We start from the raw sequence: 24,150 nt of genomic DNA, 5'->3' as shown, positions 1-24,150 counted from the left end.
CATGTAGTGGCCGACTCAGCCGGGAGCGCTGGCCTCCAGGGCTTCGGCGGCCATGATCCCGGACAGCAGCGCGCTGGGCACGCCGAAGCCGGGGAAGGTGGTCTGTCCGGCCAGGGCCAGGCCGGCGATGCCGGAGCGGTGCGGGAAGTGGTGTTGCGGCGGGGTTCCCGGCGCGATGCCGTACAGCGCGCCCTTGTACAGATGGCGGTCGCGGGCAAAGGCGATGGGGTCGATGACCCGGCAGGTTTCGATATGTAGCGCCGGCAACTGGCGACGCAGCGCGGCCAGCTGCTGTTCCACCGCCACGGCGGTATCGGCCTCGGTCCAGGGACGTTCCTCGCCTGCACCGGAAACCGGAGCGTACAGCTCGATGATCGACTTGCCGGCCGGTGCCAGTCCGGGCTGCACGCGGGTGGGCACGGTGTAGGACAGGCCGACAGGTGGTGCGTGCGGGGTGAAGCGGTGCATCCGCCCCTGTTCGTCCATTGCCGGGACATGGTTGACCATGAACGCGCCGTGCGCGTCCACCCCGGTGCAGCCCAGCTGTACCGCGATGGCGCGGTGTGACAGCGGTGCCTTGCGCTGGATGCGGCGCAGGACTGCCGGCGCCGCGCTGGCCGGATGCAACCGTTCCAGTGTGTCGAAACCGGACAGCGTGCTGACCACCGCTTCGACCGGCAGGCGTTCGCCACTTTCCAGCAGCAGCGCCTGCACGCGTTTTCCGTTCACTTCGATCCGTCGCACACCCGCGCCGCAGCGCAGCTCGACATTCGCCGGCAATGCGTTGCGCAGAGCATCGCTGATCGCGCCCATGCCGCCCTGTGGCAGGTGGAAGCCTTCTTCCAACAGCCCGAGCAGGCCGACGATCTGGGTGGAGGGCAGTTGCGCCGGTGCCTGTCCGGTGAAGAGCAGGGTTGAAGCCACCGCTGCCTGCAGCCCCGGATCGGGGAAGTGGCGGGCGATCAGCCGGTCGGCCTTGCCGGACAGCAGCGGCAGGTAGCGCCACAGCGCGGCCAGGGTGCGCGGCAAGGAGGGTTCCTGCACCAGCACCTGCCCGATCAGTCGCCGGTAGAGCGGATGCCATTGCTGTTGCAGTGCCGCCAGCCCGCGGCGCAGCTGCGCGGTACGGCCGGCCGGGTCGGGACCGCCTTCGACGAAGGAGTCGGTGGCGCTGGACAGCCAGACCGCGGCGCCATCCTGCAGCCGCGCCTGGATCGGGTGGGTGATCGGCTGCAGCGTCAGCGCCTGCTCCAGCTGCAGGCCCAGGCGCTGGAATGCCAGCCGCAGCAGCGAGGGCACAGCGACATAGATCGCGCCGTTGTTCAGCCGGTAGCCGTCGATGGACTGCGTGGAGCAGCTGCCGCCGATCGCATCGCCGGCTTCCAGCAGCAGCACCGGCCGGCCGTCGCGCCCCAGCCGCAGGGCGGCCGCCAGCCCCGACAGTCCTGCGCCTATCACCACCGTGCCTGCCGGCATCTCGGCTCACCTCGTTGAACGCTGTAGAATATTGAACATTGTCCAAAAATGATTGGCAAGCATGAGTGAAGCGTCCCCGGGAAAGCGTTTGCGCACCCGCCGGCAACTGGCGCAGGTGGCCTGGCAACTGTTCGGCCAGAGCGGCTTCGAGACGGTGACGATGGAGCAGGTGGCCGTTGCCGCCGGTGTCGCGCGCGGCACGCTGTACAACCATTTCCCGGTCAAGGAAGCGCTGCTGGTGGAGGCCATCCACGCCCGGTTGGCGGAGGATCTGGGGATGCTGCATGCGGCGGTGCTGCAGCCGTCCGGCTTTGTGGCGCGTGTGGCTGTGCTGTGGCAGGCATCGGCCGACTGGTGGGAGGCGCACCGTGCCTATGCGGCGCCCTATATCGGTTACCGCTTCCGGCAGCTGCGCGAGGGCAATGCGGCGGAAACCGCTTCGGACATGCGTGTGCTCTACGAGCAGCTGATCGCCAGCGCACAGGCGCAGGGCGAACTGGCTGACGAGCGGCCGGCCCCGCGACTGGCCGGCTATCTGCACTTCCTGTATCTGGCGGCAATGATGGAGTGGCTGGAGTGCGATGACCGTTCACTGGCCGAAGCGCTGGTCGATGCATTGGCGTTTTTCGACAGCGCCGCAGGGCGCGCCCGGTGAGCGGTCCCGGTGCCGGTAGGACGGCGCACTCCGGCATCATGCGGCGATGACGTCCGTTCCCGCTGCGCCGCCGCTCACCCGCATGGCCATCGTCCGCCAGGCCTGGCCGATCATCCTCGCCAACGCGTCGGTGCCGCTGCTGGGACTGGTCGATACCGCAGTGATCGGCCACTTCGGCAGCACCGTGGATCTGGGTGCGCTGGCGCTGGGGGCGCTGCTGTTCAATTTCGTCTACTGGAGTTTCGGTTTCCTGCGCATGGCGACCACCGGTTTCGTGGCGCAGGCGGCGGGGGCGGGTGACGAGGCGGAGGTGCGCGCGGCACTGCTGCGGCCGCTGCTGATGGGCGCGGTGCTGGGCGTGGCCGTGTGGCTGCTGCAATGGCCGCTGGCGGCCGGCTACTTCGCATTGATGGATGCCGGCGATGCGGTGGCGGCGACCGGCACGGCCTATTTCCGCGCGCGGGTGTGGGGTGCGCCGGCGGCGCTGGCGTTGTATGCGCTGTGCGGGGCGCTGGTCGGGCTGGGCCGCAGCCGCGCGCTGCTGGCGGTGCAGCTGCTGCTCAATGGCCTCAACGCCGCGCTGGACGTGTATCTGGCCGGGGTGCTCGAGATGGGCGCGTACGGCATCGGCCTGGGCACGGCGATCGCCGAATGGAGCGCCTGCGTGATCGCGGCGCTGCTGGTGTGGCGGATATTGCGCGAGCGCCATGCCGATACCGAACCGTTCCTGCCGTGGACACGTATCGGCGACCGCGCGCGCCTGCGCCGCACGCTGGCGGCCAATGGCGACATCATGCTGCGCACGCTGTGCCTGCTGGCCGGTTTCGGGCTGTTCGCGCGGCTGGGCACCGCGCTGGGCGCGGCGACGCTGGCAGCCAACCACCTGCTGTTGCAGCTGGTGTCGTTCAGCGCGTTCTTCCTTGACGGTTTCGCCTTCGTCGTCGAGGCGCTGGTCGGTGCGGCGGTGGGTGCCAATGCACGGGAGCGCTTGCGCCAGGCGGTGCGCCTGTCCAGCGAACTGGCACTGGCCACCGCGGTGCTGCTGGCGGGGCTGTTGTGGCTGGGCGGCGATGCACTGGTCGGGCTGCTGACCTCGTTGCCGGAGGTGGTGGTGCTGGCACGCGCGCAACTGCCGTGGGTGGCGGTGTACGTGCTGCTGTCGGTGGCCGCGTTCCAGCTCGACGGTGTGTTCATCGGCGCCACCCGTACCCGTGAGATGCGCAATGCCGCAATGGCGTCGCTGACGGCGTTTGTGCTGTGCGCGTGGCCGGCCACGGCCGCGTGGGGCAACCACGGGCTGTGGGCGGCACTGGTGCTGTTCGTGGTGGCGCGGGCGCTGGCGCTGCTGCCGTATTACCGCGCGCTGGAGCGCTCGCTGGGCGGGAAGCCCGCAGCTTCTGCCAGCTGCTGAACGTCGCGCAGGTCAGTTGTTGCGCGGCTGGCCCTCGGCCAGCGGCACGCGTGAGCCGTCGAGCAGGCCACGGCTGAGCTTGCCGTCCTCGATGAACAGCAGTTCGCCGTTCTCCCCGTTCTTGATGCTGCTGTCGATGGCGATGATGCGGCCGTCATGGAAGCTGCTGATATGCGGCATCGAGGTGTGGCCGACGACGATGCGCGCCAGCTTCAGGCGCTTGAGCAGCGCCTCGACCTGGTCGCCATCGAGCTGCCCGTCGAAGTAGCCGCGATACCAGATCGGGCTGTTTTTGCCGTCATACAGTCGCGCAGTGCGGCGCCCGTTTTTGACCTCATCGCGCGGGCGTCCCAGCGAGGCGCGGTAGGTGGCGTTGGTGGTGGCCAGGCGACGCACCAGGTCCAGATTTTCCGGGGCGATGCCGCCGTGCAGGAACAGGGTGTCGCCGATGCGCAGCAGCACCGGCCGGGTGCGCAGCCACTGGCCGAGGGTGGAATCCGGGCCATACAGCTCGGGATACGGGCGGCCGAGCAGCTCGGCGCTGCGGATGTACTTGGGATGGACGTAGCTCAGGGTGTCGTACAGCACCATGGTCTCGTGGTTGCCGAGCACGAAATGCACCGCACCACCGACGGCTTTGGCCTGCTGCTGCAGTGAATACAGCAGCCAGAACACCTCGGTGACCTGCGGACCACGGTCGAACACATCGCCGGCGATGACCAGCGTGGCGTTGCCGAGTGACCAGCGGTCATGCGCATCGATCACGTGGTGGGCACGCAGCAGCCTGACCAGCAAACCGTATTGGCCGTGGATATCCGACAGCGCGACGATGCGCGCGGTAGCCGGCAACTGCGCGGTGGTGGCCGAGGCGGGAGGCAGTACCGTCAACGGGTGCGGATAACCGCACTCGGGCGTGATGACGCTGCTGGCAGCCCGTGCCGGCAGGGTGTGGCGGATGACCTTGTCGTTGCAGATCCATTCCGCCCGCAGGCCGGCGCGGGTGCGGAACACATAGGGGCCATCGGCATCGACATGCGCTGCCGCAGGCGGTGCCTCGCGTGCTCCGGCCAACACCGGGGCCAGCAACAGCGTCAGCAGCAGTACGGCGGGAAGGCGGATCAGGGACTGGAAGATCGACATCGGTGATTTCCTGGCTGGCGCGCCGGTGCGCGCCACGTCAACAATGCTACGCCGGGAGGTGGCCGGCGGTATCCGGGACGATTCAGGAACGCTGCAGCGCCTGTTGTCCCGGTGTGGCAGGCAGATCGCCGGAGGCCAGCACCACCTGGTCGCGGCCACGCTTCTTGGCCTCGTACATGGCCGCATCGGCCTTGGCCATCACCAGCTGGTAGTCCGGGTGCCCGTCATGCAGGGCGACACCGATGCTGGCGCTGATCGTCAGTGAACTGCCGTCCGCCAGTACCACCGGGGTGTCGGCGATACGGCGGCACAGGCCATCGGCGATCACCAGCGCCTGGCGCTCCTCCACGGAGACCAGCACGACCACGAACTCCTCACCGCCATACCGGAACACGTAGTCACTGCCGCGCGTGAACTGGCTGAGGATGGCGGCCACATGCTGCAGGGCCTGGTCGCCGCCCTCGTGTCCATGGGCGTCGTTGATCGCCTTGAAGTGGTCCAGATCCAGCAGCAGCACCGCGAAACTGCCACCGGTTTTTGCCGCCAGCTCGATTTCCCGGCGCAGCACGGTCGGCAGGAAGCGGCGGTTGAGCAGATTGGTCAGCACATCACGGCCGGCCTCCAGTTCGCCGATACGCTCGAACAGCATGCCCAGCAGCGTGCGGATCTGGTGGACGCGGATGCGCACCTCCTGCAGACGGGCCGAGCGCTGCTGCGGGTCAAGGGGAGTGTGCAGGGCTTGTTGCAGGATCTGGTCGACCTCGCGGACAAGGCTGCAGATCTGTTCGGTTTCCGGGCTCTCGCCAAAGCTGGGAATGCCCTTGTGCAGGAACCACAGACCGAACTCGGAGCCTGCCAGTGGCTGGAAGGTGGTGTCGTCGCCCTGGCTGGCCAGCGTGTAGAGCAGGGTGTTTTCCCAGTCCAGCAGCAGTGCGCGCTGGCGTTCCCGTTCGGTTCCCACGTTCTGCATCAACGAGAACAGCCGGTAGGCCGCGTCGGTGCGGGTGGAACGCTCGCGGGCGTTGGAATAGGCCAGCGTCATCGCTTCCAGTGCGATGTCGAACGAGGCGGAAAGACTGGTACAGGCCGCATGCGCGACCTCGCCGTGGCCGGCCTGCGCAAGGATGAGCTGGAACAGCCGCTGCTTGAGCACGCGGGTGCCGCGCGTCACCAGATCCACCGGAATGCCGACCCGCGCATGTACGTCGCCGACCACGCGCTGGGCGGCAATCAGTGCCTCCACCTTTTCCGGCGTGGCCAGCAGCAGGTCGGAAACCCAGCGCTGCATGGCCGGCTGCAGGCGGGTACGTACCTGCTCGTGCGACAGCAGCCGCGAGGCGCGCTTGTCATCCATCATCAGCCGGTAAAAGTGCAGCGCCATGTCCGCCGCGCCGGCATCGGCCAGGCTGGCCAGCAGCTGCATGGCTGCCGGGCCACACCCGGTCAGGCTGTGCTGCCAGGCCGCGACAAGGGCGGCGTTGCCGGTATCGGCGGTATCCGCAGTTTCGGAGGGAAGCGTGGGGCTGGACATGAGGAAGGTACGCGACAGCTGGAGTCAGGCAGCCGGTATCGGCCGGAGGGGACGTAACCTTAGCCTTGAACCGTGGTGAATATCACGGTTTTTCTATTCCCGGACATGTTTGCAAGAGGCCGCTGCACCGCCCAGGTGTCGCGGGTCAGCCCCGGCTCACCCGCGTTCATCCATGGTGTATGCGATATGAACTCCAACTTCTCTTTTCCGGGCGCGCAGGACGCCACATCGGCGGCCTCCATAGTTCGGCGTGACCACGCCGTCTGGTGTCCGGGAGGACCGGCATGATCAGCGCCGGCCCGTTCCCGATGATGGCGGTGGTGGCGTTGCTGGCACTGGCGATCGCCTGGGGGTTTGCGCGTGGCCTGACTCCGGCGGCCGGCGACGCCCGCAGCCGTTCCGGTGCGATGGTGCTCGATGCGTTCCTGTGGGGGCTGCTGGCCGCGCGGCTGGCCCATGTGGCCTTGCACTTGCGGGATTATCTGGGCGATCCGCTATCGATCATCCGTTTGGGCGATGGCGGATTTTCGCCGGTGGCGGGAATCGTGGTGGCGGTGCTGTACGCGCTGTGGAAAACCCGCCGGCCATTGCCGCGCAAACCGGTGTTGCTGGGACTGGTGGCCGGAGGCGCGTTCTGGCTGATGGCCGGGCTGGCCTTGTTCGCGGTGCAGCGCTCGACGGTAAGCATGCCGGTGGCGGTGCTGGCGGACCTGCACGGCGAGGCCGTGGCGCTGGAACGCTTCAACGGGCAGCCCCTGGTGCTGAACCTGTGGGCGACCTGGTGCGGCCCGTGCCGGCGCGAGATGCCGGTGCTGGTGCAGGCGCAGCAGGCGCACCCGGCGGTGAATTTCGTCTTCGCCAACCAGGGCGAGACACCGCAGGAAGTGGCCGACTACCTGCGTGCTGAAAACATGGCACCGGACCATGTGCTGCTCGACGCGCAGTCGGAGCTCATGCGCCAGACCGGTGCGCGGGCGCTGCCCACCACCTTGTTCTTCGATGCGCAGGGACGGCTGGTCCGCGCCCATATGGGCGAGATCTCGCGCGCCACGCTTGAAGCGCGCCTGCGCGATATCCAATAACCGATTGTTCTTTCCCGAGGTTGATGATGACTGTCATTCGTTCTTTGCTGCTGTCCTGCGCGGTATTGCTGCCGGCCGCCTGTGCGGCTGCGGCCCCTCCGGTCGCGGCAGAAGCTGAAAAGGCCACCGCCGAGCCGGCGGTGATCACCACGCTGCGTGACCAGGGCGTGGATTTCATGGGCACCTTCGAAACACCAGTTGGTCTGACCGGCTATGCCGGCGTGGCCGGCCAGCAGCCGTTGGCGGTATACGTCTCCGCAGACGGCGAATACGCGGTGGTCGGCACCCTGGTCAATGCCAAGGGGGAGGACCTGAATGCGGCCAAGCTCAAGGAGCTGGTACAGGGCCCGCTCGGGCAGAAGGCCTGGGCCAGCGTCGAAGGCAGCCACTGGATCGCCGAAGGCAAGGCCGATGCGCCGCGCATCGTCTATTCCTTCAGCGATCCCAACTGCCCGTACTGCAACCAGTTCTGGCAGGCGGCACAGCCGTGGGTGGAGTCGGGCAAGGTGCAGATCCGGCATATCCTGGTGGGCGTGATCCGCGAGGACAGCGCCGGCAAGGCCGCCGCGATCCTGGGCGCGACCGCGCCGCAGCAGGCGTTGCTGGAGAACGAACGCACCTTTGCCAAGGGCGGCATCAAGCCGCTGTCCACGGTGCCGGCCGAGGTGCAGGCCAAGCTGCGCGCCAACGAGATGACGATGCTGGAGCTCGGTTTCCAGGGCACGCCGGGTATCGTCTTCAAGGATGCCGATGGCAGCGTGCAGATGCGTTCGGGCATGCCGCAGGGTGCCGATCTGGAAACAGTCCTCGGGCCGCGCTGAAGCCGTGGGGCAGGGCGCGGCCGCGGCGATGTAATAGTCTCCGTGGCGACGGGCTGACTATGCTGGCCGCGCCTGCCGGAGCCGCCGATGAGTCACGACCACAACCACCTGCCCAGTGAAATCCGCCACGAGAAACCCCTGTGGTGGGCGCTGGGGCTGACCTCGGCCTATCTGCTGGTCGAGATCATCGGTGCGTTCATGACCAACAGCCTGGCGCTGTTGTCGGATGCCGCGCACATGGCCACCGACGCGCTGGGGCTGATGATCGCATTGACCGCGGTGCGCCTGAGCCGACGGCCGCCGGATGCGCGCCGCACCTACGGCTATGTGCGGCTGGAAGCGCTGGGCGCGGTGACCAACGGCCTGCTGCTGTTCGGCGTGGGCCTCTACATCCTGTGGGAGGCGGCGCAGCGGTTCCAGCAGCCGCAGGCCATCGCCTCCAGCGGGATGGTCTGGGTGGCGGTGTTCGGCCTGATCGTGAACCTGATCGCGATGCGCCTGCTCAGCGCCGGCAGCGGCGAGAGCCTGAACGTCAAGGGCGCCTATCTGGAAGTGTGGAGCGACATGCTCGGCTCGCTGGCGGTGATCGCCGGCGGCCTGGTCATCCATTTCACCGGCTGGACCCTGGTCGATCCGATCCTGGCGGTGCTGATCGGCCTGTGGGTGGTGCCGCGCACCTGGGTGCTGCTGCGTGACGCGTTGAACGTGCTGCTTGAAGGCGTGCCCAAGGGCATGGCGCTGGCGGATATCGAACAGGCGCTGCAGCAGCACGCGGAAGTGGCCGGCATCCACGATCTGCATGTATGGGCGCTGGGTTCCAGCACGCCGGCGTTGACCGCACACGTGGTGCTGGCCGAAGGTGGGGAGCCGGAGGCGTTGCGGCGCGCGCTGGCGCAGATGCTGCACGACCGCTTCGGCATCGAGCATGTGACCTTGCAGGTGGAGGCCGAACATTGCGGTGATGCCTGCGCGGTGCATGGGCCGCCTGCCGGTCACGACGGGCACGATCACAAGCACGACCACGACCACGACCACGACCACTGAGCGACGATGGCCGGTATCGATCACCAGTGCCCGGTCTGCGGCTGCGCCCTGCCGGCGCTCACCCGCTATCCGCGTTACGTCTGCACGAGCTGTGCCGGCCGGGCGTGTTCGGCCGCGGGGCGTCGGCTGGAATTCTTCAACGTCGGGCTTTCCGGCGGCTTTGCAGCCCGTCATGCCGATGATGGCAGTCCGCATGCGGGCCACGACTGCTTCATCGACGGGCGCCTGTGCCGCGCCGACGAGGCGCACCTGGGTGGCATCGTCGTCGAGCTGGTGGCGCCGCTGCCGGACTGGTCGGAATACAGCGATCGCCAGCTGCTGTCGGCCCATTGCGAATTGCTGGCCGCGCTGAAGGCACGCGGGGTGGTGCGCAGTGCCAACAACCCGGTTGCCGACTACACCGAATCGCTGGTGTCACGCGCGCTGGATCTGCGCCTGGAGGCACAGTCGCGGGCCGGCTATGACGCGCGCGATGCGGCGGGGCTGCGCTATCAGATCAAGGGCCGCCGGCTCACCGCGCACAACGCCTCGCCACAGCTGGGCGCACTGCGCAATCTCGACCGGGAGCCGTTCGATGTGCTGGCCGCGGTGGTGTACGACGCCGGACTGGTGGTGCGCTACGCCGCGCTGCTGCCGATCGCGGTGGTTGCAGGGCTGAGCCGTTATTCGGCCCACAGCAACAGCCATGTGCTGATCTTCCGGCGCAGCCTGCTCGATGATCCACGGGTCACCGACATCAGCGCATTGCTGATGACATGAGAATCCCGTCCGTCGTGTTGTCCGGCGCAGGAGTCAGGCGCGAACACGTGGGGCAGGACAGGAAACCCTCGACTCCCGGCTCATGCCGTGTCTGCTTTGCGGCACGCTGGCAGTGATGGGAGGGAGAGTGGCTGCCGCATTCCTCCGTTTGCCGTCGATGCCGGGTCACTTGATCGGGGAGGGCTGTCTTTTGCGGGCGGCGCTTTGCCAAGTCTTTATCTGTTCGACCACATTGCACTCAAGCGCAGGTGCGCGGCGCGTTCATGGCACAAGCTGCGGGCTCCGCATGCGCTGAGTTACGCGGCGCGCAGCCGCATGCGGTCAGCGTGACGACAGCGGCTGGCAGCCCAGTGCGCTGAGCACGCCGTGCAGGGCCGGTACCTGCATCAGCCATGGTGCGGCGATGGTCAGCAGGCCGGCGGCGAGAACCAGGCCGGCCAGCGCCTTGCGCAGGCCGGGGCGTTGCAGCCAGCGGCCCATGCGCGCGCCGGACCAGGTCAGCGGCAGCATCACCGGCAGTGTCGCCAGTCCGAACGCGGCCATCACCAGCGCCCCGCCGATGGCGCTGGCCTGCAGCCAGGCCACGCTCAGCAGGCTCAGGCTCAGGCCGCAGGGCATCCAGCCCCAGAGTGCGCCCAGCGCCAGCCGTCGCCAGGTGCGGTCGGCCGGCAGCAGGTGCCGGTGCAGCGGCCGCAGCCACTGCCAGAGCTGCTGGCCGGGACGCGCCAGCAGGTCGAAGCGGCTGCCACCGCCAAGCAGGCGCAGCGCCAGCAGTACCAGCGCGAGGCCGGCGGCGACGCGCACGCCCAGCACCAGCATGTCGCTGCGTGCCAGCCGCAGCAGGCCGCCGCCAAGGCCGCCGACCAGCGCCCCGGCCACGGTGTAGCCGCCGATGCGGCCGAGATTGGCCTGCCAGGCCACGCTCAGGGGACGCCCCGGAGCCATTGCCGGGAAGCCGGTGGCGATGCCGCCACACATCACCGCGCAGTGCAGGCCGCCGAGCAGGCCGGCGATGGCGGCGGCGATCAGGACCGGGATATCCAGCGGCAGCATGCTCAGCCCCCGTGTTTTCCGGTTGTGGTGTTGCTGTCCGTGCCGGTGCCGGCAGGCGGTTCCGGTGCTGGACGGTCGTTGTCTTCGAGGATGTCCAGCGCCGGCGTATCCATATCATCGAACTGGCCGCGCTTGACCGCCCAGACGAAGGCAGCCACGGCCAGTGCCATCAGGATCAGGCTGATCGGTATCAGCATCAGCAGGATGGCCATCAGCGAGTCTCCATCGGTGTCTTGAGCCGCGACAGGCGCAGGGCGTTGAGGGTCACGATCAGCGATGACAGCGCCATGCCCAGCGCCGCCAGCCATGGCGTGACCCAGCCGGCGGCGGCCAGCGGCAGCGCCAGCAGGTTGTAGCCGGTGGCCCAGGCCAGATTCTGGCGGATGATGCGCTGGGTGGTGCGGGCCAGGGTGATCGCGGCGGGAATACGCAGCAGGCCGCCCCCGGTGGTGACCAGGTCGGCGGCGCGGTGTGCCAGTGAGGCGCCTTCGCCCATGGCGATGGAGACGTCGGCACCGGCCAGTACCGGCGCGTCGTTGAGGCCGTCGCCGACCATCGCCACCACCCGGCCTTCGGCCTGCAGGCGGCGTACCAGCGCCAGCTTGTCCTCCGGTGACTGCCGGGCATGCACCTCGGCCAGCCCCAGCGCCGTGGCCATGCGCTGCACCGCCGCATCGCCATCGCCGCTGGCCAGATGCACGCGCAGGCCCTGCGCCCGCAGTGCCGTCAACGTCTGCGCGGCATCCTCACGGGCACGCTCTTCCAGCACGAAGCGGGCAATGGCACGTTCGCCATCGCCCAGCCACAGCACGCCGTCATCGACCTGTGCGGCGGCGAAATCGGCGCGCCCCAGCCGCCAGTGTTGTCCTTCGACCATGCCCTGGATGCCGTGTCCCGGTACGGCTTCGACCTGACCTGCCTGCAGCACACCACGGTCGCCGAGGGTGAAGGCGGCTGCCAGCGGATGGCCGCTGTCGCGCTCCAGTGCGGCGGCGATGTCCAGCACGGTGGTGGCATCGAAGCGCGCGTCCAGCACCTGGGTGGTGGCCAGTACCGGCCGGCCGTCGCTGAGCGTGCCGGTCTTGTCGAAGACGATGTCGGTGGCGCGCGCCAGCGTGTCCATGGCGTCCGGCCGCAGCGCCAGCAGGCCGATGCGGGCCAAGGCGCCATGGGCGCTGGTCAAGGCCGCCGGCACCGCCAGCGACAGTGCGCAGGGGCAGCTGATCACCAGCAGGGCGAGGGTGACCTCCAGTGCGCGCTCGGGCTGGTAGTGCCACCAGCCCAGGAATACCGCCACGGTCACCGGCAGCAGCGCCAGCACGAAACGGCTGCCGATACGGTCGGCCATCCGCGCCAGCGCCGGTCGGTGTTCCTGCGCCTGTTCGACCAGCCGTGCCAGCTGCGACAGGCGGGTGGCGGTACCGGTCAGGGTGACCCGCAATCGCGCCGGGCGCTCGCGGCAGACGGTGCCGGCATAGACCGGCTGGCCTGGGAGCTTGCGCACCGGGGCCGATTCGCCGGTCAGCAGCGCCTCCTCGAACCAGGCCTCGTCGCCAGCCTCACCCAGCAGCACGCCATCGGCCGGTACCGCTTCGCCGGCGGCCACGCAGGCCACGTCGCCCACGCCCAGTGCCGCCAGTGGTACCGCCTCACGGCTGCCATCGGCCAGTTCGCGGGTGGCGAAGGCCGGGCGGGCACGGGCCAGCGCATCGACCTGGGCGCTGGCCACGCTGCGCGCGCGCTGCTCGAGCATGCGTGCGATCAGCAGGAAGAACACGAACATCACCGCCGCGTCGTACCAGACGTGCGGACCACCGCGGATGGTTTCCATCAGGCTGGCCAGATAGGCCAGCAAGGTGGAGCTGGCGATCAGCACATCCATGCCCAGGCGGCGCTCGCGCAGTTCGCGTACCGCGCCGGACAGGAACGGCCAGCCGGAATAGAACACCACCGGCGTGCACAGCAGGAAGGTCAACCAGCGGAAGAAGTCGCGGGTCGGCACCGACATCGTGTTGTTGAAATCCAGGTACAGCGCCTCGGCCATCATCATGGCCTGGAACATGCCGACGCCGGCAATGCCCAGCCGCAGCAGCCAGCGCCGGCGTTCGCGGGTGCGTTGCTGCTCGGCGGCCTCGCTGCCGGCCAGGTAAGGCCGGTAACCGAGCATCGCCAGCCGTTGCAGCGGCACCGACAGTGCGGTGCGTGCCGGGTCCCAGGCGATGCGGATGCGGCCGGTGACGGCGTTGGCGGCGCAGTCGATGATCCCCGGCTCGCGTGCGAGCGCGCGGTCGATCAGCCAGGCACATGCCGCGCAGCGCATGCCATCAGTGAGCAGGGTGATCTCGCGGCCGCTGGCGATCTCGCGGCTGTGCTGGGCCTGCACATCGGCACGGTCCCACACCGCCAGATCCGGCAGGTCTTCACCGACGCGGGCGGCGTTGGCGCTGCGCAGGCGGTAATACCCCTCCAGATCGGCACTGGCGATCCACTCGGCAGCGGCGGCGCAGCCCTGGCAGCAGAAAGCATGGGAGTTGCCGCCCAGTTCCATGATGCAGGGCTGGGCGGTCAGGAGTTCGCCGCAATGGTGGCAGGAGGCGCCGGCCGCCACAGCAGCGGGCGACCGGACGGAATCAGCGACCACGGTGATGCTCAGTGACCCCCGCCCAGCGAGGGCGACAGGCGGGTGGCATGTTGCTCGCGGGGCAGGCGGCCGTGCAGGCGCCACTGGCCATCGGCATCACGCAGTTGCACCAGCCAGTCATGCTCGTGGTCCAGGGTGTGCTCGGTACGCCAGCCCGCCCCCTCCGGGACAAGTTCCAGCGACACGTCAGCGGCCTGGCGGGTGGGGTGTTCCAGCACCAGCTGCAGGGCGCTGCCCTTGGCGAAATCGCCGGTAGCCGGCAGCACCTCGACGATGCCATCCTCCACCCGCAGCACCACGCTCAGTCCGCGCTTCCTGGCCGCTTCGTCAGGGCCCAGGTTGGCGGTCTGGATCTGCGACACGCGCCGTACCGGATCGGAGACCGCGTCCGAGCCACCGGAGCGTACCGAGATGATCACCAGGCCGACGCCGGCGACGATCGACAGCAGCGGCAGGCCGATCACCAGCCAGAACACGGGGATGCGCCAGGGGGATTTGGAGTTTTCGTTCATTGCACCGGACCAAAGAAACTGCTTTCGATGACGCGCTTCTCGCCGCCATCTTCACGTTCGACCACAAAGTGCAGGGTGCGGCGGCCACTGATGTCGCCATCGGCGACCACGTTCAGCGCGATCGGCAGCACCTGCTCGGGGCCGGCCTCGATCTCGGTCTGGCCGACCAGGCGCAGGCCGGCGTCGGCCGGTTCCAGGGTGATGTGGTAGCGCCGGGTTTCCTGGCCCTTGTTGATCAGCTTGAGGGTGTAGGCGTTGGCGATGCTGCCGTCGGCGGACTGGCGGTACAGCGCGTTGCGGTCGCGCAGCACTTCGGCGATCAGCTCGCTGCGGTGGGTCACGCCCCACATCCATGCCGCGCACAGGCCCAGCAGCAGCGCACCATAGATCAGGATGCGCAGGCGCAGCACCCGGGTGGGCTTGCCATCGATGGCGTTCTGCGTGGAGAAGCGGATCAGGCCCTGCGGGAAGCCCATCTTGTCCATCACTTCGTCGCAGGCGTCGATGCAGGCGCCGCAGGCGATGCACTCGTACTGCAGGCCATTGCGGATATCGATGCCGGTCGGGCAGACCTGCACGCAGATGGTGCAGTCGATGCAGTCACCCAGTTCCTCGGGAGTGAACTTCGGCAGCGGCGTGATCTCGCTCTGGTCACCGTCCCAAGTGATGGTGCCCTTGGCGTGGGCGGCCTGGGTGGCAGCGGACGGGTGCAGGCCCGAGCGCAGCACATAGTCGTAGGCGACGGCGGGCTTGAGCAGGCCGCGCGCGCGCTCCAGCACGCTGGACAGGCCGCGCTTGCGCGGGCCGCGCGGCTCGCCGCGCATCGGGTCGTAGGCGATCAGCAGGGTGTCGCGATCGAACATCGCGCTCTGGAAGCGCGCGTACGGGCACATGTATTTGCACACCTGCTCGCGCAGGAAGCCGGCGTTACCCCAGGTGGCCAGCGCGTAGAACAGCACCCAGAAGGTTTCCCAGCCGCCCCAGTCGAACGGCACCAGGCGCGCACCCAGGTCCTTGATCGGGGTGAAGAAGCCGACGAAGGTGAAACCGGTCCACAGTGCGAACAGCAGCCACAGCGTGTGCTTGCTGCCCTTGCGCAGGATCTTTTCGCGGTTCCAGGGGCCGGCGTCGAGCTTCATGCGCTTGGGGCGGTCGCCCTCGGTCCAGCGCTCCATCCACAGGAAGGTCTCGGTCCACACCGTCTGCGGACAGGCAAAACCGCACCACAGCCGCCCGAACAGCGCCGTGGAGAAGAACAGCGTCATCGCCGCGATGATCAGCAGCAGCGCCAGGAACAGGAAATCCTGTGGCCAGAACACCAGCCCGAAGATGTAGAACTTGCGCGCCGGCAGATCGAACAGCACCGCCTGGCGGCCATCCCACGACAGCCACGGGAACACGTAGTACATGCCCAGCAGCCACACCACCGCGGCCACGCGCAGGCGGTTGAAGAAGCCGGAGACATCACGCGGGTAGACCTTGCGCTCGCTGACGTAGAAGGAATTGCCCTTCTCGTCCACCACATCCAGCGGAATACGCTTGCTCATGGCGTACGGCCCCGGGCGGTCGCCGCCAGAGGCAGGGAGAAGGAAAATAGCAGTGGCAAGACAGTCATGACGTGGGGTTGCAACGCGCAGGTGCGATCAGTATCGGCTTGTGGGGGAAGTCCGGAAGTGACGGATTGTCGCAGCCGGCCGATCACAGGCCCGGAGGGCGGGGATGATTGAAGCGGCTGGCAGGCCGCAGCAGGATCCAGGTGAACAGGCTGGAGGCGGCGGTCGCCACCCAGAACATGAGAAAGCCCAGCGAATAGCCGAGCTCTCGTGAAATCTGCATGTCAGGAAACGTCAGGTCGCGCAACGCCAGTGGATCGACGAAGGCGAAAAACACCATGGTCGCCACGCCCGCTGCGAAGAAGCTGGGCCAGGCGATGGCCCCCACGCGCTGGGCCAGCGGACGTGGGGGATGGTCGAAGCGAGGTTCGCTGAAGTCGGTCACTGTGCGCCTGTGTTGGCGGTGGGCTTGTCCTGATTATGCGACAACGACCACACATAGGCAGCGACCAGACGTGCACGGGTTTCGCCGAGCAGTTCGCGGTGGGCCGGCATGCTGCCGTGGCGGCCTTCGGCGATGGTCTTGTACAGGCTTTCGCGGCTGGAGCCGTACATCCAGTAGTCGTCGGACAGGTCGGGGGCACCGATATCCTGGTTGCCCTTGCCATCCACGCCGTGGCAGGCCACGCAGACGCCTTCGTACAGCTTCTTGCCGCGGGCGGCCATGAAGTTGTTCTGCATGGTTTCCGGCGCCGACAGGGTGCGCACGTAGGCGACGGTGTAGTCCACCGCCTCCGGGCCGCCCATGCCGGTCAGGACCGTGCCCCACTCGGGCATGATGCCTTCGCGGCCGTCCAGCACCGTTGCCAGGACGTTCTCGGGCGAGCCGCCCCAGTGCCAGATGTCATCGGTCAGGTTCGGGTAGCCGATCGCACCCTGGCCGGAGGAACCGTGACAGGTGGCGCAGGTGTTGCCGAAGATCGAGCTGCCCAGGGCCAGCGCCTTCGGGTCCTTGGCCAGCTGGTCGATCGGCTGGCCGGCGAAGGGCTTGAAGGTCTGTTCCAGCTTGGCATCCTCGACCGCCTTCTTCTCGGCGTGCTCGCTCTGGGAACTCCAGCTGCTGTAGCCGGGAATACGGCCCAAGCCGCCGTACCAGAACAGGTAGCCGATGGCGAAGATGATGGTCAGGTAGAACATGTTGATCCACCAGCGCGGCAACGGCTTGTTGTACTCGGTGATGTCGCCGTCCCAGGTGTGCAGCGTCTCCTCCGGCTTGGGATCATCCGGGCGGCGGCGGGCGGTCCACCACAGCAGCCAGACGCAGCCGAGGATGTTCAGTGCAACCAGGGCAATGACGTACCACGTCCATCCCATGCTCAACATCTGTGCTCTCCCCCGTTGCTGTACTGCTCGTTGTCGTCTTCCAGCGGCAGGCGTGCCGCATCCTCGAATTCACGCTTGCGCTTGGGGCTCCAGGCCCAGATCCAGCCGCCGATGAACAGCACCAGCAGCAGCGCGGTGACGATGCCGGAGATCATTGCTGGCCTCCGCGCGGTGCGTGCCGGCCCAGGCCCTGCAGGTAGGCGACAACGGCGTCCAGTTCGGACTTGCCCTCGACATCGGCGGCCGCACTGGCGATTTCCTCATCGCTGTACGGATCACCGATGGCCTTGAGCGACTTCATGCGCTTGGTCACGCTGGCACCATCGACCATGTCCTTGTCCAGCCACGGGAAGCTGGGCATGTTCGATTCGGGCACCACGTCACGCGGGTTGATCAGGTGCACGCGGTGCCAGTCGTCGGAGTAGCGGCCGCCGACACGGGCCAGGTCCGGGCCGGTGCGCTTGCTGCCCCACTGGAACGGACGGTCGTAGACCGATTCGCCCGCCAGCGAGTAGTGGCCATAACGCTCGGTCTCGAAGCGCAGGGTGCGCACCATCTGCGAGTGGCAGTTGTAGCAGCCTTCGCGGACGTAGATGTCGCGCCCGGCCAGCTCCAGCGCCGGGTAGGGCTTGACGCCTTCCAGCGGCTCGATCGCCTCGGCCTGGAACATCAGCGGGACGATTTCGGTCAGGCCGCCGAACGAGATGGCGATTGCGATCAGCACTGCCATCAAGCCGACGTTCTTTTCGACTTTCTCGTGGGGATTCTTGTTTTCGCTCATGGATTCGATTCCTCAGGCGCGCACTTCGGAGGCGTCGACCGGCAGCACCGGCTGCGCTTCGATCGCCGCGGCGGTGCGCCAGGTGCGCCATACGTTCCAGGCCATCAGGCACATGCCGCTCAGTATCACCACGCCGCCGCCGAAGCGGATCAGGTAGTAGGGGTAGGTGAAGTTGAGCGACTCGACGAAGGTGTAGGTCAGGGTGCCGTCGTCATTGGTTGCACGCCACATCAGGCCCTGCATCACGCCGGCGATCCACATCGAGGCGATGTACAGCACCACGCCGACGGTGTGCAGCCAGAAGTGGGTGTCGATGGCCTTGATCGAGTACATCTCGTTGCGGCCCAGCAGCTTGGGCATCAGTGCGTAGATCGAGCCGATGGAGATCATCGCCACCCAGCCCAGCGCGCCGGCGTGGACGTGGCCCACGGTCCAGTCGGTGTAGTGCGACAGCGAGTTGACCGTCTTGATCGACATCATCGGACCTTCGAAGGTGGCGATCATGTAGAACGACACGGCCACGATCAGGAACTTGAGGATCGGGTCGGTGCGCAGCTTGTGCCAGACGCCGGACAGGGTCAGCACGCCGTTGATCGCGCCACCCCACGACGGGGCCAGCAGGATCAGCGAGAACACCATGCCCAGCGACTGCACCCAGTCAGGCAGGGCGGTGTAATGCAGGTGGTGCGGACCGGCCCACATGTACACGGCGATCAGCGCCCAGAAGTGCACGATCGACAGGCGGTAGGAGTACACCGGGCGGCCGGCCTGCTTGGGCACGAAGTAATACATCATTCCCAGGAAGCCGGCGGTCAGGAAGAAGCCGACCGCATTGTGCCCGTACCACCACTGCACCATCGCATCCACCGCACCGCTGTAGACCGGATAGGACTTGGTCAGCCCGGCGGGGATGGAAATGTTGTTGACGATGTGGAGCAGGGCGATGGCCAGGATGAAGCTGGCATAGAACCAGTTGGCCACATAGATGTGCTTGACCCGGCGCTTGGCGATGGTGCCGATGAACAGCACGGCGTAGGCCACCCAGACCGCGGCGATCAGGATGTCGATCGGCCACTCCAGCTCGGCGTATTCCTTGCCCTGGGTCCAGCCCAGCGGCAGGGAGATGGCCGCGGCCACGATCACCAGCTGCCAGCCCCAGAACACGAAGGCCGCGAGCTTGTCCGAGAACAGCCGCACGTGGCAGGTACGCTGCACCACATGCAGGCTGGTGGCGATCAGCGCGCAGCCGCCAAAGGCGAAAATCACCGCATTGGTGTGCAGGGGCCGCAACCGGCCATAGCCCAGCCACGGAATGCCCTCGCCGAGCGTCGGCCAATAGAGCTGGGCGGCGATGAACACGCCTACCAGCATGCCTACGATGCCCCAGACCACGGTCATCACCGCGAACTGACGCACCACCTTGTCATTATATGTCCCCAGCACGCTTTGCATGCGGCATATCCCTCAGATTGAACGGGAGAATCATCCCCCAGATGAAAAGCGTGGAGCATTGACTGAAATCAATGCGCTGCCGGAGTACTCGCAAATTCCCCGGTTCTTGCCATTTTGTATGAGGTCAGAACAGCAATTGACGGAATTATAGAACGAAGGCCCGGGCAACGTTGCCGTTGCCCGGGCCTTGGCCAGTCAGCTGGTCGTTCAGCGAGTGACGTTCAACTTGCCCTTCATGATGGAGGAATGGCCCGGGAACGTGCAGTAGAAGCTGTAATCGCCACCGGCGGTGAGCTTGTTGCCTGGGAAGCGGACCTGGGTCTTGGCGCCGCCGCCGATCAGCTCGGTGGAGGCGATCACGCGGGCGTCACCAGCCGGCACATAGTGGTTGGCGACACCGGCGCGGATGGCGTCGCGGGCGACGCCGGCCATGTTGGCGGTGGTGGAGACCACCACGTTGTGGCCCATCGCGGCGGCAGGCAGCTTGCCGGTGTGCAGCAGCTCGATGGTGATGTTGGCGCAGCCGGCCGAGACGGTGGCTTCCTTCAGGTCGAAGCGCATCGCATCGTCGCCCTTGAGTGTGACGGTGCAGTTGGCTGCAGCCTGGGCCGCGCCAGCGGTGCCGATCAGGGCAAGGGCGAGGAGGAGGCGACGGGAATTCTTCATGGGGTGTGGCTCCTTGGTTGATGGGGTGGCGACCGGTGTTGCCGGGTCGCTACAGCCCGGCCTGATGCTGTGCCGGATGACGGGGCTAGATTCGTCCCTGGCGCATGCCTTTGCATTGATCTGGGTCAAGCAACACGCGGTTGAAGGTGCGTGCTTCAGGTTCTGGCAGGGATATGGAACGCTGGTCGCCAGGTGGGTGCCGCCTTGTCCAGAGGGATATGAAAACGGGCTGCAAGGCAGCCCGTCTATCCGGTATCCACTATCGAAGCAGGCTGCCGGTCACGACGGGCCGGCAGCGGTTGGGCTCAGGCCACCGGCTCACGCAGTACCGGCAGGTCCCAGCCCGGGCGCGGCGCGAAGCGGTCGCCGTAACGGGCCTGCAGGACCTTGAGCTTTTCGACCAGTTCGTCGGCGCCGCTGGCGCGGATGTGCTGGATCGGGCCGCCACGGAAGGGTGCGAAACCGGTGCCGAAGATCACCCCGGCATCGAGCAGGTCGGCATCGGCGACCACGCCGTCGTGCAGGCAGGCCACCGCCTCGTTGAGCAGCGGCAGGATCAGGCGGTCTTCCAGATCCGACGGCGCCTGGTAGTCCTTGGCCACCTCCGGCTTCTTTGCGCGGCCGTTTTCCCAGGTGTAGATGCCTTGGCCGTCCTTCTTGCCGCGCTTGCCCTGCTCCACGCTGGCCAGCGCCGCCGGGATCTGCAGGCCCAGGAACGGCGCCAGCTCCTTGCCCACGCCAGCGGCCACGTCCAGACCGACGGTGTCGAGCAGCTCGATCGGGCCCATCGGCATGCCGAACTTGACCGCCGCCTTGTCGATCACCGGGCCGGGGATGCCTTCGGCATAGGCGGTGGCGGCTTCCAACATGTACGGGAACAGCACGCGGTTGACCAGGAAACCCGGCGTGCCGGCCACCGGCACCGGGAACTTGCCCAGCGCCTTGCAGAACGCGGCCAGCCGCTTTTCGGTTTCCGGCGCCATGCCGTCGTGGTGGATGATTTCCACCAGCGGCATCTGCGCCACCGGGTTGAAATAGTGCAGACCGGCGAACTGCGCCGGGCGCTGGATATGGTCACGCAATTCGACCAGCGGGATCGAGGAGGTATTGGTGGTCAGCAGCGCGTCGGCCTTCATCTTCGGTTCCAGCGTCTGGTACAGCGCCCGCTTGGCTTCCGGGTTCTCGATGATGGCCTCGATCACCAGATCGGCCTGCGCCACGCCGTCACCGGTCAGGTCGGCCTTCAGCCGGGCGGCCACTTCCGGACGCTTGGCCGGGTCTTTCACTTTCTTTTCGAACAGGGTCTGCGCACGGGCCATCGCCGGGTCGATGAAGCGCTGCTCGCGGTCCTGCAGGGTGACGGTGAAGCCCTTGTAGGCTGCCCAGGCGGCGATGTCGCCGCCCATCACGCCGGCGCCGACCACATGCACATGCGCGATGCCCGAATCCTTGCCGCCCAGGCCCTTGAGCCGTTCGGTCAGGAAAAAGATGCGGATCAGGTTGCGCGCGGTTGGGCTGCTGGCCAGCTTGACCACGGCGCGGCGTTCGGCATCCAGGCGCTTCTGGATCGGGCTGCCGCCGCTGCGCTCCCAGGTGCTGATCAGTGCGTACGGCGCCGGGTACTGGTCCTTCTTGGCCTTGCGTGCGACCTGTTTGGCCATCTGCGGGGCCAGCAGTTTGCGGGCGAGGAAGGTATTGGTGGCCCAGGCGGTGGCGCGTTGCTTGAATGGCCGCGTGGTGCCCGACAGCGCCAGTGACACCGCCGCGTCCACCAGTACCGCCGGCGCGGTGACCTTGTCGACCAGGCCGATGCCGCGCGCGGCCGAGGCCGACAGGGTGCGGCCGGTCAGCATCATGTCCATCGCCGCCGGGGCGCCGACCAGCTGTGGCAGGCGCGCGCTGCCCCCCCAGCCCGGGAAGATGCCCAGCTGGGTTTCCGGCAGGCCGATCCGGGTGGAGGGATCATTGGAGGCCACGCGGTAGCGGCAGGCCAGCGCCAGCTCGGTACCGCCGCCGAGGCAGTGGCCGTGGATGGCCGCCACCGTCGGGCAGGGCAGTTCGGCCAGCTTCTGGTAGACGGTCTGGCCGCGGCGGATGGCGTCATTGACGGTGCCGCGCCGGTCGAACTCCTGGAACTCCTTCAGGTCGGCCCCGGCGATGAAGCCGGCCGGCTTGGTCGAGCACACCACCACACCCTTGGGCGGGTCGATCGCCAGGCGCTCGAGGATGTCGCCCAGTTCCAGCAGGACGTCCTGCGACATCGCATTGACGGGGCTGTCCTTGCGGTCGAGGCTGAGCACGGCGATGCCGTCCTCGCGCAGCTGGGTGTGCCAATGATTGAAGCGGAGCCCATCGAAGCCTGGGAGCATGGGACGTTCCATCCGGTTGTGTATGGAGAAGATGGCTATGATCCAGAGGTTGTTTCCCCGGCGTCAAATCCCAATGCTTGGGTACGTGAAGCACGCGCGCCGACCAGCACTCGAAGACAGGCTATCCCAACGGGAGTTAAAAGCCGGTGCGCGCCCCTCCGGCGAGGGGACTGAACTTTTCCCGCGAACAGCGGTCATATCGCCTGACGTCGGTTGGGCTGACAGGAGTGCGGCCCGTTATGGCCGAGGTTGAAACACCGCAGGAGCTGGATCTGGAGCTGGTCCGGCGCGTGCAGCGCGGCGAGAGCGCGGCGTTCGATGTGCTGGTGCGCAAGTACCAGCACCGGATCATCGCGCTGATCGGGCGCTACATCGCCGACTGGAGTGAATGTCAGGACGTGGCCCAGGACACTTTCGTGCGTGCCTATCGCGCAATCGGCAGTTTCCGTGGCGACGCCCAGTTCTATACGTGGTTGCATCGGATCGCAGTGAATACCGCTAAAAACCATCTGGCCGCCCACAACCGGCGTCCTCCCACGGGCGATATCGACATCAGCGATGCCGAACAGTTCGACAGCGGCATTCGCCTGCGCGATACCGATACGCCCGAGCGCGAGCTGATGCGGCAGGAGCTGGAGCAGACCGTGATGAAGGCGTTCGGGGCGCTGCCCGAAGAATTGCGCGAGGCCATCACGTTGCGAGAGGTGGAAGGCATGAGTTACGAGGAAATCGCACAGAAAATGGGCTGTCCGATCGGCACGGTGCGTTCGCGGATCTTCCGTGCGCGCGAGGCCATCGATGTGCAGTTGCGGCCGTTGCTGGATGCCACCAGTGCCACCCGAGAGCAGGGCCGCGCATGAATACCGGTAATCGTCTGGAGCAGGTGGATATGTCTGCCGACAAGTTTGAAGCCCATTACCGGCGGCAGCTGTCGTCGCTGGTGGACGGTGAGCTGGCCGCCGACGAGGCGCGCTTCATGCTGCGCCGGATTGAACATGATGCCGAGCTGGCGGCCTGCCAGGAACGCTGGCAGCTGCTGGGCGATGCCCTGCGTGGGCAGGCCTGTGCGCCGGCGCCGGTCGATTTCAGCAGCCGCGTGCGGCAGGCGATCGCTGCCGGCGACCCCGGTGGGCACCGCGAGGTCCCGGTGTCCAGGCCGGTGACGCGCGGCAGTTGGCGGCGCTGGAGTGGTGGTGCCGCGCTGGCCGCTTCGGTCGCCGCGGTGGCGCTGTTCATGGCGCGTGAGCAGGTGCCGGAGACCGCAATCCCCGAGACCGTGATTGCCACGACAGCGCAGGTGGCAACGCCGGTGGTGGCGCCCGTTGCCGAGCCTTCGCCGGCCGCGGCGGGTGGTGCCGGGCTTGCCACGGCGGTGCCGGCGATCGCGGTCGCCGCGGCGCGACGCCAGGAAACCGTGCGACGCGGCAGCGCCACCCGCAACCAGCAGTCGGCCCGCGCCAGCGCGGTGCGACTGGAGGAGCCGCAACGTGCGGTTGCCGTTGCGCCATCGGCGCCGGTCGTGCCGCCGTCGGGCGCCGATCCGTTCAGCAGCAGTCCTGCCACCTTGCATGCGCGGCCGTGGCCGCGGTCCGCCGTCGCGACCGGCTTGCCGCAAGGCGCGTTCAATGCCCGCTTCCCCGCGCAGGAGCCGGGCGGGGCCACGTTCTATCCGTTCGAGCCGCGCCTGCCGGCGGAGAGTGCCGGCGAGGCCGGATTGCACGAGCTGTTGCCGCAGCACTGATGAACCACAAGCCGGCGCGCTGCGGCGTGCCGGGTGCTTTCCGCGCTGATGCGCCCGTCGGGCACAGCGTCGGAGTCCTT

Annotated in this window: 23 protein-coding genes; 8 read left to right on the top strand and 15 right to left on the bottom strand. The window is 67.5% G+C overall.

Annotation, left to right across the window (positions count from 1 at the left end; all coding sequences use genetic code 11):
- Positions 1 to 15: 15 nt before the first annotated feature.
- Positions 16 to 1,476: a phytoene desaturase family protein gene (locus tag ACSBPQ_RS10780; protein ID WP_442682149.1), complete on the bottom strand. Its 1,461-nt coding sequence runs from the start codon at positions 1,474 to 1,476 to the stop codon at positions 16 to 18.
- A 61-nt stretch (positions 1,477 to 1,537) separates the two neighbouring features.
- Between ACSBPQ_RS10780 and ACSBPQ_RS10775 the strand changes: the two genes are divergently transcribed.
- Both ACSBPQ_RS10775 and ACSBPQ_RS10770 read left to right on the top strand, forming a co-directional pair.
- Positions 1,538 to 2,131 carry a TetR/AcrR family transcriptional regulator gene (locus ACSBPQ_RS10775; RefSeq protein WP_442682148.1) on the top strand — a complete coding sequence of 198 codons (594 nt, stop codon included), beginning with the start codon at positions 1,538 to 1,540 and terminating at the stop codon, positions 2,129 to 2,131.
- A gap of 46 nt (positions 2,132 to 2,177) precedes the next feature.
- Positions 2,178 to 3,542 (top strand): MATE family efflux transporter, encoded by a 1,365-nt coding sequence (locus ACSBPQ_RS10770; protein WP_442682147.1) that lies wholly within the window; start codon positions 2,178 to 2,180, stop codon positions 3,540 to 3,542.
- A gap of 12 nt (positions 3,543 to 3,554) precedes the next feature.
- Here ACSBPQ_RS10770 and ACSBPQ_RS10765 read toward each other — a convergent pair whose 3' ends face one another.
- Together ACSBPQ_RS10765 and ACSBPQ_RS10760 are read right to left on the bottom strand one after the other, a co-directional pair.
- Positions 3,555 to 4,682: a metallophosphoesterase gene (locus ACSBPQ_RS10765; protein WP_442682146.1), complete on the bottom strand. Its 1,128-nt coding sequence runs from the start codon at positions 4,680 to 4,682 to the stop codon at positions 3,555 to 3,557.
- An 82-nt stretch (positions 4,683 to 4,764) separates the two neighbouring features.
- On the bottom strand, positions 4,765 to 6,213 hold the full coding sequence (locus ACSBPQ_RS10760; protein WP_442682145.1) for a diguanylate cyclase: 1,449 nt from the start codon (positions 6,211 to 6,213) through the stop codon (positions 4,765 to 4,767).
- Between the two features lie 284 nt (positions 6,214 to 6,497).
- Between ACSBPQ_RS10760 and ACSBPQ_RS10755 the strand changes: the two genes are divergently transcribed.
- The 4 genes from ACSBPQ_RS10755 (at position 6,498) to ACSBPQ_RS10740 (ending at position 9,919) form a co-directional block, all read left to right on the top strand.
- Complete coding sequence (locus ACSBPQ_RS10755; protein ID WP_442682144.1) at positions 6,498 to 7,295, top strand: redoxin family protein; 798 nt, start codon at positions 6,498 to 6,500, stop codon at positions 7,293 to 7,295.
- A 26-nt stretch (positions 7,296 to 7,321) separates the two neighbouring features.
- The gene (gene dsbG / locus ACSBPQ_RS10750; RefSeq protein WP_442682143.1) at positions 7,322 to 8,116 is read left to right on the top strand and encodes a thiol:disulfide interchange protein DsbG; all 795 of its coding nucleotides are present in this window, start codon (positions 7,322 to 7,324) and stop codon (positions 8,114 to 8,116) included.
- A gap of 87 nt (positions 8,117 to 8,203) precedes the next feature.
- Complete coding sequence (locus tag ACSBPQ_RS10745; protein ID WP_442682142.1) at positions 8,204 to 9,160, top strand: cation diffusion facilitator family transporter; 957 nt, start codon at positions 8,204 to 8,206, stop codon at positions 9,158 to 9,160.
- Between the two features lie 6 nt (positions 9,161 to 9,166).
- Positions 9,167 to 9,919, top strand: coding sequence for a hypothetical protein (locus tag ACSBPQ_RS10740; protein WP_442682141.1), 753 nt, complete (start codon positions 9,167 to 9,169; stop codon positions 9,917 to 9,919).
- A gap of 321 nt (positions 9,920 to 10,240) precedes the next feature.
- Here ACSBPQ_RS10740 and ACSBPQ_RS10735 read toward each other — a convergent pair whose 3' ends face one another.
- The 12 genes from ACSBPQ_RS10735 to ACSBPQ_RS10680 all read right to left on the bottom strand — a co-directional run bounded on the left by ACSBPQ_RS10735 (position 10,241) and on the right by ACSBPQ_RS10680 (position 22,329).
- Positions 10,241 to 10,972, bottom strand: coding sequence for a sulfite exporter TauE/SafE family protein (locus ACSBPQ_RS10735; RefSeq protein ID WP_442682140.1), 732 nt, complete (start codon positions 10,970 to 10,972; stop codon positions 10,241 to 10,243).
- Between the two features lie 2 nt (positions 10,973 to 10,974).
- Complete coding sequence (gene ccoS / locus ACSBPQ_RS10730; protein WP_442682139.1) at positions 10,975 to 11,184, bottom strand: cbb3-type cytochrome oxidase assembly protein CcoS; 210 nt, start codon at positions 11,182 to 11,184, stop codon at positions 10,975 to 10,977.
- Complete coding sequence (locus tag ACSBPQ_RS10725) at positions 11,184 to 13,613, bottom strand: heavy metal translocating P-type ATPase (protein WP_442682138.1); 2,430 nt, start codon at positions 13,611 to 13,613, stop codon at positions 11,184 to 11,186. Before ACSBPQ_RS10725 ends, ccoS begins: the two co-directional genes overlap by 1 nt.
- An 8-nt stretch (positions 13,614 to 13,621) precedes the next feature.
- A complete protein-coding gene (locus ACSBPQ_RS10720) occupies positions 13,622 to 14,125 on the bottom strand; it encodes a FixH family protein (protein WP_442682137.1) in 504 nt (167 codons plus the stop codon).
- The gene (locus tag ACSBPQ_RS10715; RefSeq protein WP_442682136.1) at positions 14,122 to 15,672 is read right to left on the bottom strand and encodes a 4Fe-4S dicluster domain-containing protein; all 1,551 of its coding nucleotides are present in this window, start codon (positions 15,670 to 15,672) and stop codon (positions 14,122 to 14,124) included. The genes ACSBPQ_RS10720 and ACSBPQ_RS10715 overlap by 4 nt, the downstream gene beginning before the upstream one ends.
- A 151-nt stretch (positions 15,673 to 15,823) precedes the next feature.
- A complete protein-coding gene (locus tag ACSBPQ_RS10710; protein ID WP_442682135.1) occupies positions 15,824 to 16,123 on the bottom strand; it encodes a hypothetical protein in 300 nt (99 codons plus the stop codon).
- Entirely contained in the window at positions 16,120 to 17,052 is a 933-nt protein-coding gene (ccoP, locus tag ACSBPQ_RS10705) for a cytochrome-c oxidase, cbb3-type subunit III (RefSeq protein WP_442682134.1), read from the bottom strand. Before ccoP ends, ACSBPQ_RS10710 begins: the two co-directional genes overlap by 4 nt.
- A gap of 2 nt (positions 17,053 to 17,054) precedes the next feature.
- Positions 17,055 to 17,216: a cbb3-type cytochrome oxidase subunit 3 gene (locus tag ACSBPQ_RS10700; RefSeq protein ID WP_442682133.1), complete on the bottom strand. Its 162-nt coding sequence runs from the start codon at positions 17,214 to 17,216 to the stop codon at positions 17,055 to 17,057.
- Positions 17,213 to 17,842, bottom strand: a complete 630-nt coding sequence (gene ccoO, locus ACSBPQ_RS10695; protein WP_442682132.1) for a cytochrome-c oxidase, cbb3-type subunit II — start codon at positions 17,840 to 17,842, stop codon at positions 17,213 to 17,215. Before ccoO ends, ACSBPQ_RS10700 begins: the two co-directional genes overlap by 4 nt.
- A gap of 12 nt (positions 17,843 to 17,854) precedes the next feature.
- Entirely contained in the window at positions 17,855 to 19,294 is a 1,440-nt protein-coding gene (ccoN, locus tag ACSBPQ_RS10690) for a cytochrome-c oxidase, cbb3-type subunit I (RefSeq protein WP_442682131.1), read from the bottom strand.
- Positions 19,295 to 19,501: 207 nt separating this feature from the next.
- Entirely contained in the window at positions 19,502 to 19,960 is a 459-nt protein-coding gene (azu, locus tag ACSBPQ_RS10685) for an azurin (RefSeq protein WP_442682130.1), read from the bottom strand.
- Positions 19,961 to 20,265: 305 nt separating this feature from the next.
- On the bottom strand, positions 20,266 to 22,329 hold the full coding sequence (locus ACSBPQ_RS10680; protein ID WP_442682129.1) for a 3-hydroxyacyl-CoA dehydrogenase NAD-binding domain-containing protein: 2,064 nt from the start codon (positions 22,327 to 22,329) through the stop codon (positions 20,266 to 20,268).
- Between the two features lie 239 nt (positions 22,330 to 22,568).
- Between ACSBPQ_RS10680 and rpoE the strand changes: the two genes are divergently transcribed.
- Together rpoE and ACSBPQ_RS10670 are read left to right on the top strand one after the other, a co-directional pair.
- Positions 22,569 to 23,189 (top strand): RNA polymerase sigma factor RpoE, encoded by a 621-nt coding sequence (rpoE, locus tag ACSBPQ_RS10675; protein ID WP_442682128.1) that lies wholly within the window; start codon positions 22,569 to 22,571, stop codon positions 23,187 to 23,189.
- Positions 23,186 to 24,070, top strand: coding sequence for a sigma-E factor negative regulatory protein (locus ACSBPQ_RS10670; RefSeq protein ID WP_442682127.1), 885 nt, complete (start codon positions 23,186 to 23,188; stop codon positions 24,068 to 24,070). The genes rpoE and ACSBPQ_RS10670 overlap by 4 nt, the downstream gene beginning before the upstream one ends.
- Positions 24,071 to 24,150: the final 80 nt, after the last annotated feature.

Origin of the sequence: Stenotrophomonas sp. JC08 (genome assembly GCF_052180205.1) — a bacterium.
Taxonomy (GTDB): Bacteria; Pseudomonadota; Gammaproteobacteria; order Xanthomonadales; family Xanthomonadaceae; genus Stenotrophomonas.
Note: the sequence above shows the minus strand (reverse complement) of the source record. Positions and strands in the feature narration are given on the sequence as shown.

What these genes read in the sequence shown, in the direction of transcription:
- ACSBPQ_RS10780 (WP_442682149.1), bottom strand. Translation starts at nt 1,476, where the DNA reads ATGCCGGCAGGCACGGTGGTGATAGGCGCAGGACTGTCGGGGCTGGCG.
- ACSBPQ_RS10775 (WP_442682148.1), top strand. Translation starts at nt 1,538, where the DNA reads ATGAGTGAAGCGTCCCCGGGAAAGCGTTTGCGCACCCGCCGGCAACTG.
- ACSBPQ_RS10770 (WP_442682147.1), top strand. Translation starts at nt 2,178, where the DNA reads ATGACGTCCGTTCCCGCTGCGCCGCCGCTCACCCGCATGGCCATCGTC.
- ACSBPQ_RS10765 (WP_442682146.1), bottom strand. Translation starts at nt 4,682, where the DNA reads ATGTCGATCTTCCAGTCCCTGATCCGCCTTCCCGCCGTACTGCTGCTG.
- ACSBPQ_RS10760 (WP_442682145.1), bottom strand. Translation starts at nt 6,213, where the DNA reads ATGTCCAGCCCCACGCTTCCCTCCGAAACTGCGGATACCGCCGATACC.
- ACSBPQ_RS10755 (WP_442682144.1), top strand. Translation starts at nt 6,498, where the DNA reads ATGATCAGCGCCGGCCCGTTCCCGATGATGGCGGTGGTGGCGTTGCTG.
- dsbG (WP_442682143.1), top strand. Translation starts at nt 7,322, where the DNA reads ATGACTGTCATTCGTTCTTTGCTGCTGTCCTGCGCGGTATTGCTGCCG.
- ACSBPQ_RS10745 (WP_442682142.1), top strand. Translation starts at nt 8,204, where the DNA reads ATGAGTCACGACCACAACCACCTGCCCAGTGAAATCCGCCACGAGAAA.
- ACSBPQ_RS10740 (WP_442682141.1), top strand. Translation starts at nt 9,167, where the DNA reads ATGGCCGGTATCGATCACCAGTGCCCGGTCTGCGGCTGCGCCCTGCCG.
- ACSBPQ_RS10735 (WP_442682140.1), bottom strand. Translation starts at nt 10,972, where the DNA reads ATGCTGCCGCTGGATATCCCGGTCCTGATCGCCGCCGCCATCGCCGGC.
- ccoS (WP_442682139.1), bottom strand. Translation starts at nt 11,184, where the DNA reads ATGGCCATCCTGCTGATGCTGATACCGATCAGCCTGATCCTGATGGCA.
- ACSBPQ_RS10720 (WP_442682137.1), bottom strand. Translation starts at nt 14,125, where the DNA reads ATGAACGAAAACTCCAAATCCCCCTGGCGCATCCCCGTGTTCTGGCTG.
- ACSBPQ_RS10715 (WP_442682136.1), bottom strand. Translation starts at nt 15,672, where the DNA reads ATGAGCAAGCGTATTCCGCTGGATGTGGTGGACGAGAAGGGCAATTCC.
- ccoP (WP_442682134.1), bottom strand. Translation starts at nt 17,052, where the DNA reads ATGGGATGGACGTGGTACGTCATTGCCCTGGTTGCACTGAACATCCTC.
- ACSBPQ_RS10700 (WP_442682133.1), bottom strand. Translation starts at nt 17,216, where the DNA reads ATGATCTCCGGCATCGTCACCGCGCTGCTGCTGGTGCTGTTCATCGGC.
- ccoO (WP_442682132.1), bottom strand. Translation starts at nt 17,842, where the DNA reads ATGAGCGAAAACAAGAATCCCCACGAGAAAGTCGAAAAGAACGTCGGC.
- ccoN (WP_442682131.1), bottom strand. Translation starts at nt 19,294, where the DNA reads ATGCAAAGCGTGCTGGGGACATATAATGACAAGGTGGTGCGTCAGTTC.
- azu (WP_442682130.1), bottom strand. Translation starts at nt 19,960, where the DNA reads ATGAAGAATTCCCGTCGCCTCCTCCTCGCCCTTGCCCTGATCGGCACC.
- ACSBPQ_RS10680 (WP_442682129.1), bottom strand. Translation starts at nt 22,329, where the DNA reads ATGCTCCCAGGCTTCGATGGGCTCCGCTTCAATCATTGGCACACCCAG.
- rpoE (WP_442682128.1), top strand. Translation starts at nt 22,569, where the DNA reads ATGGCCGAGGTTGAAACACCGCAGGAGCTGGATCTGGAGCTGGTCCGG.
- ACSBPQ_RS10670 (WP_442682127.1), top strand. Translation starts at nt 23,186, where the DNA reads ATGAATACCGGTAATCGTCTGGAGCAGGTGGATATGTCTGCCGACAAG.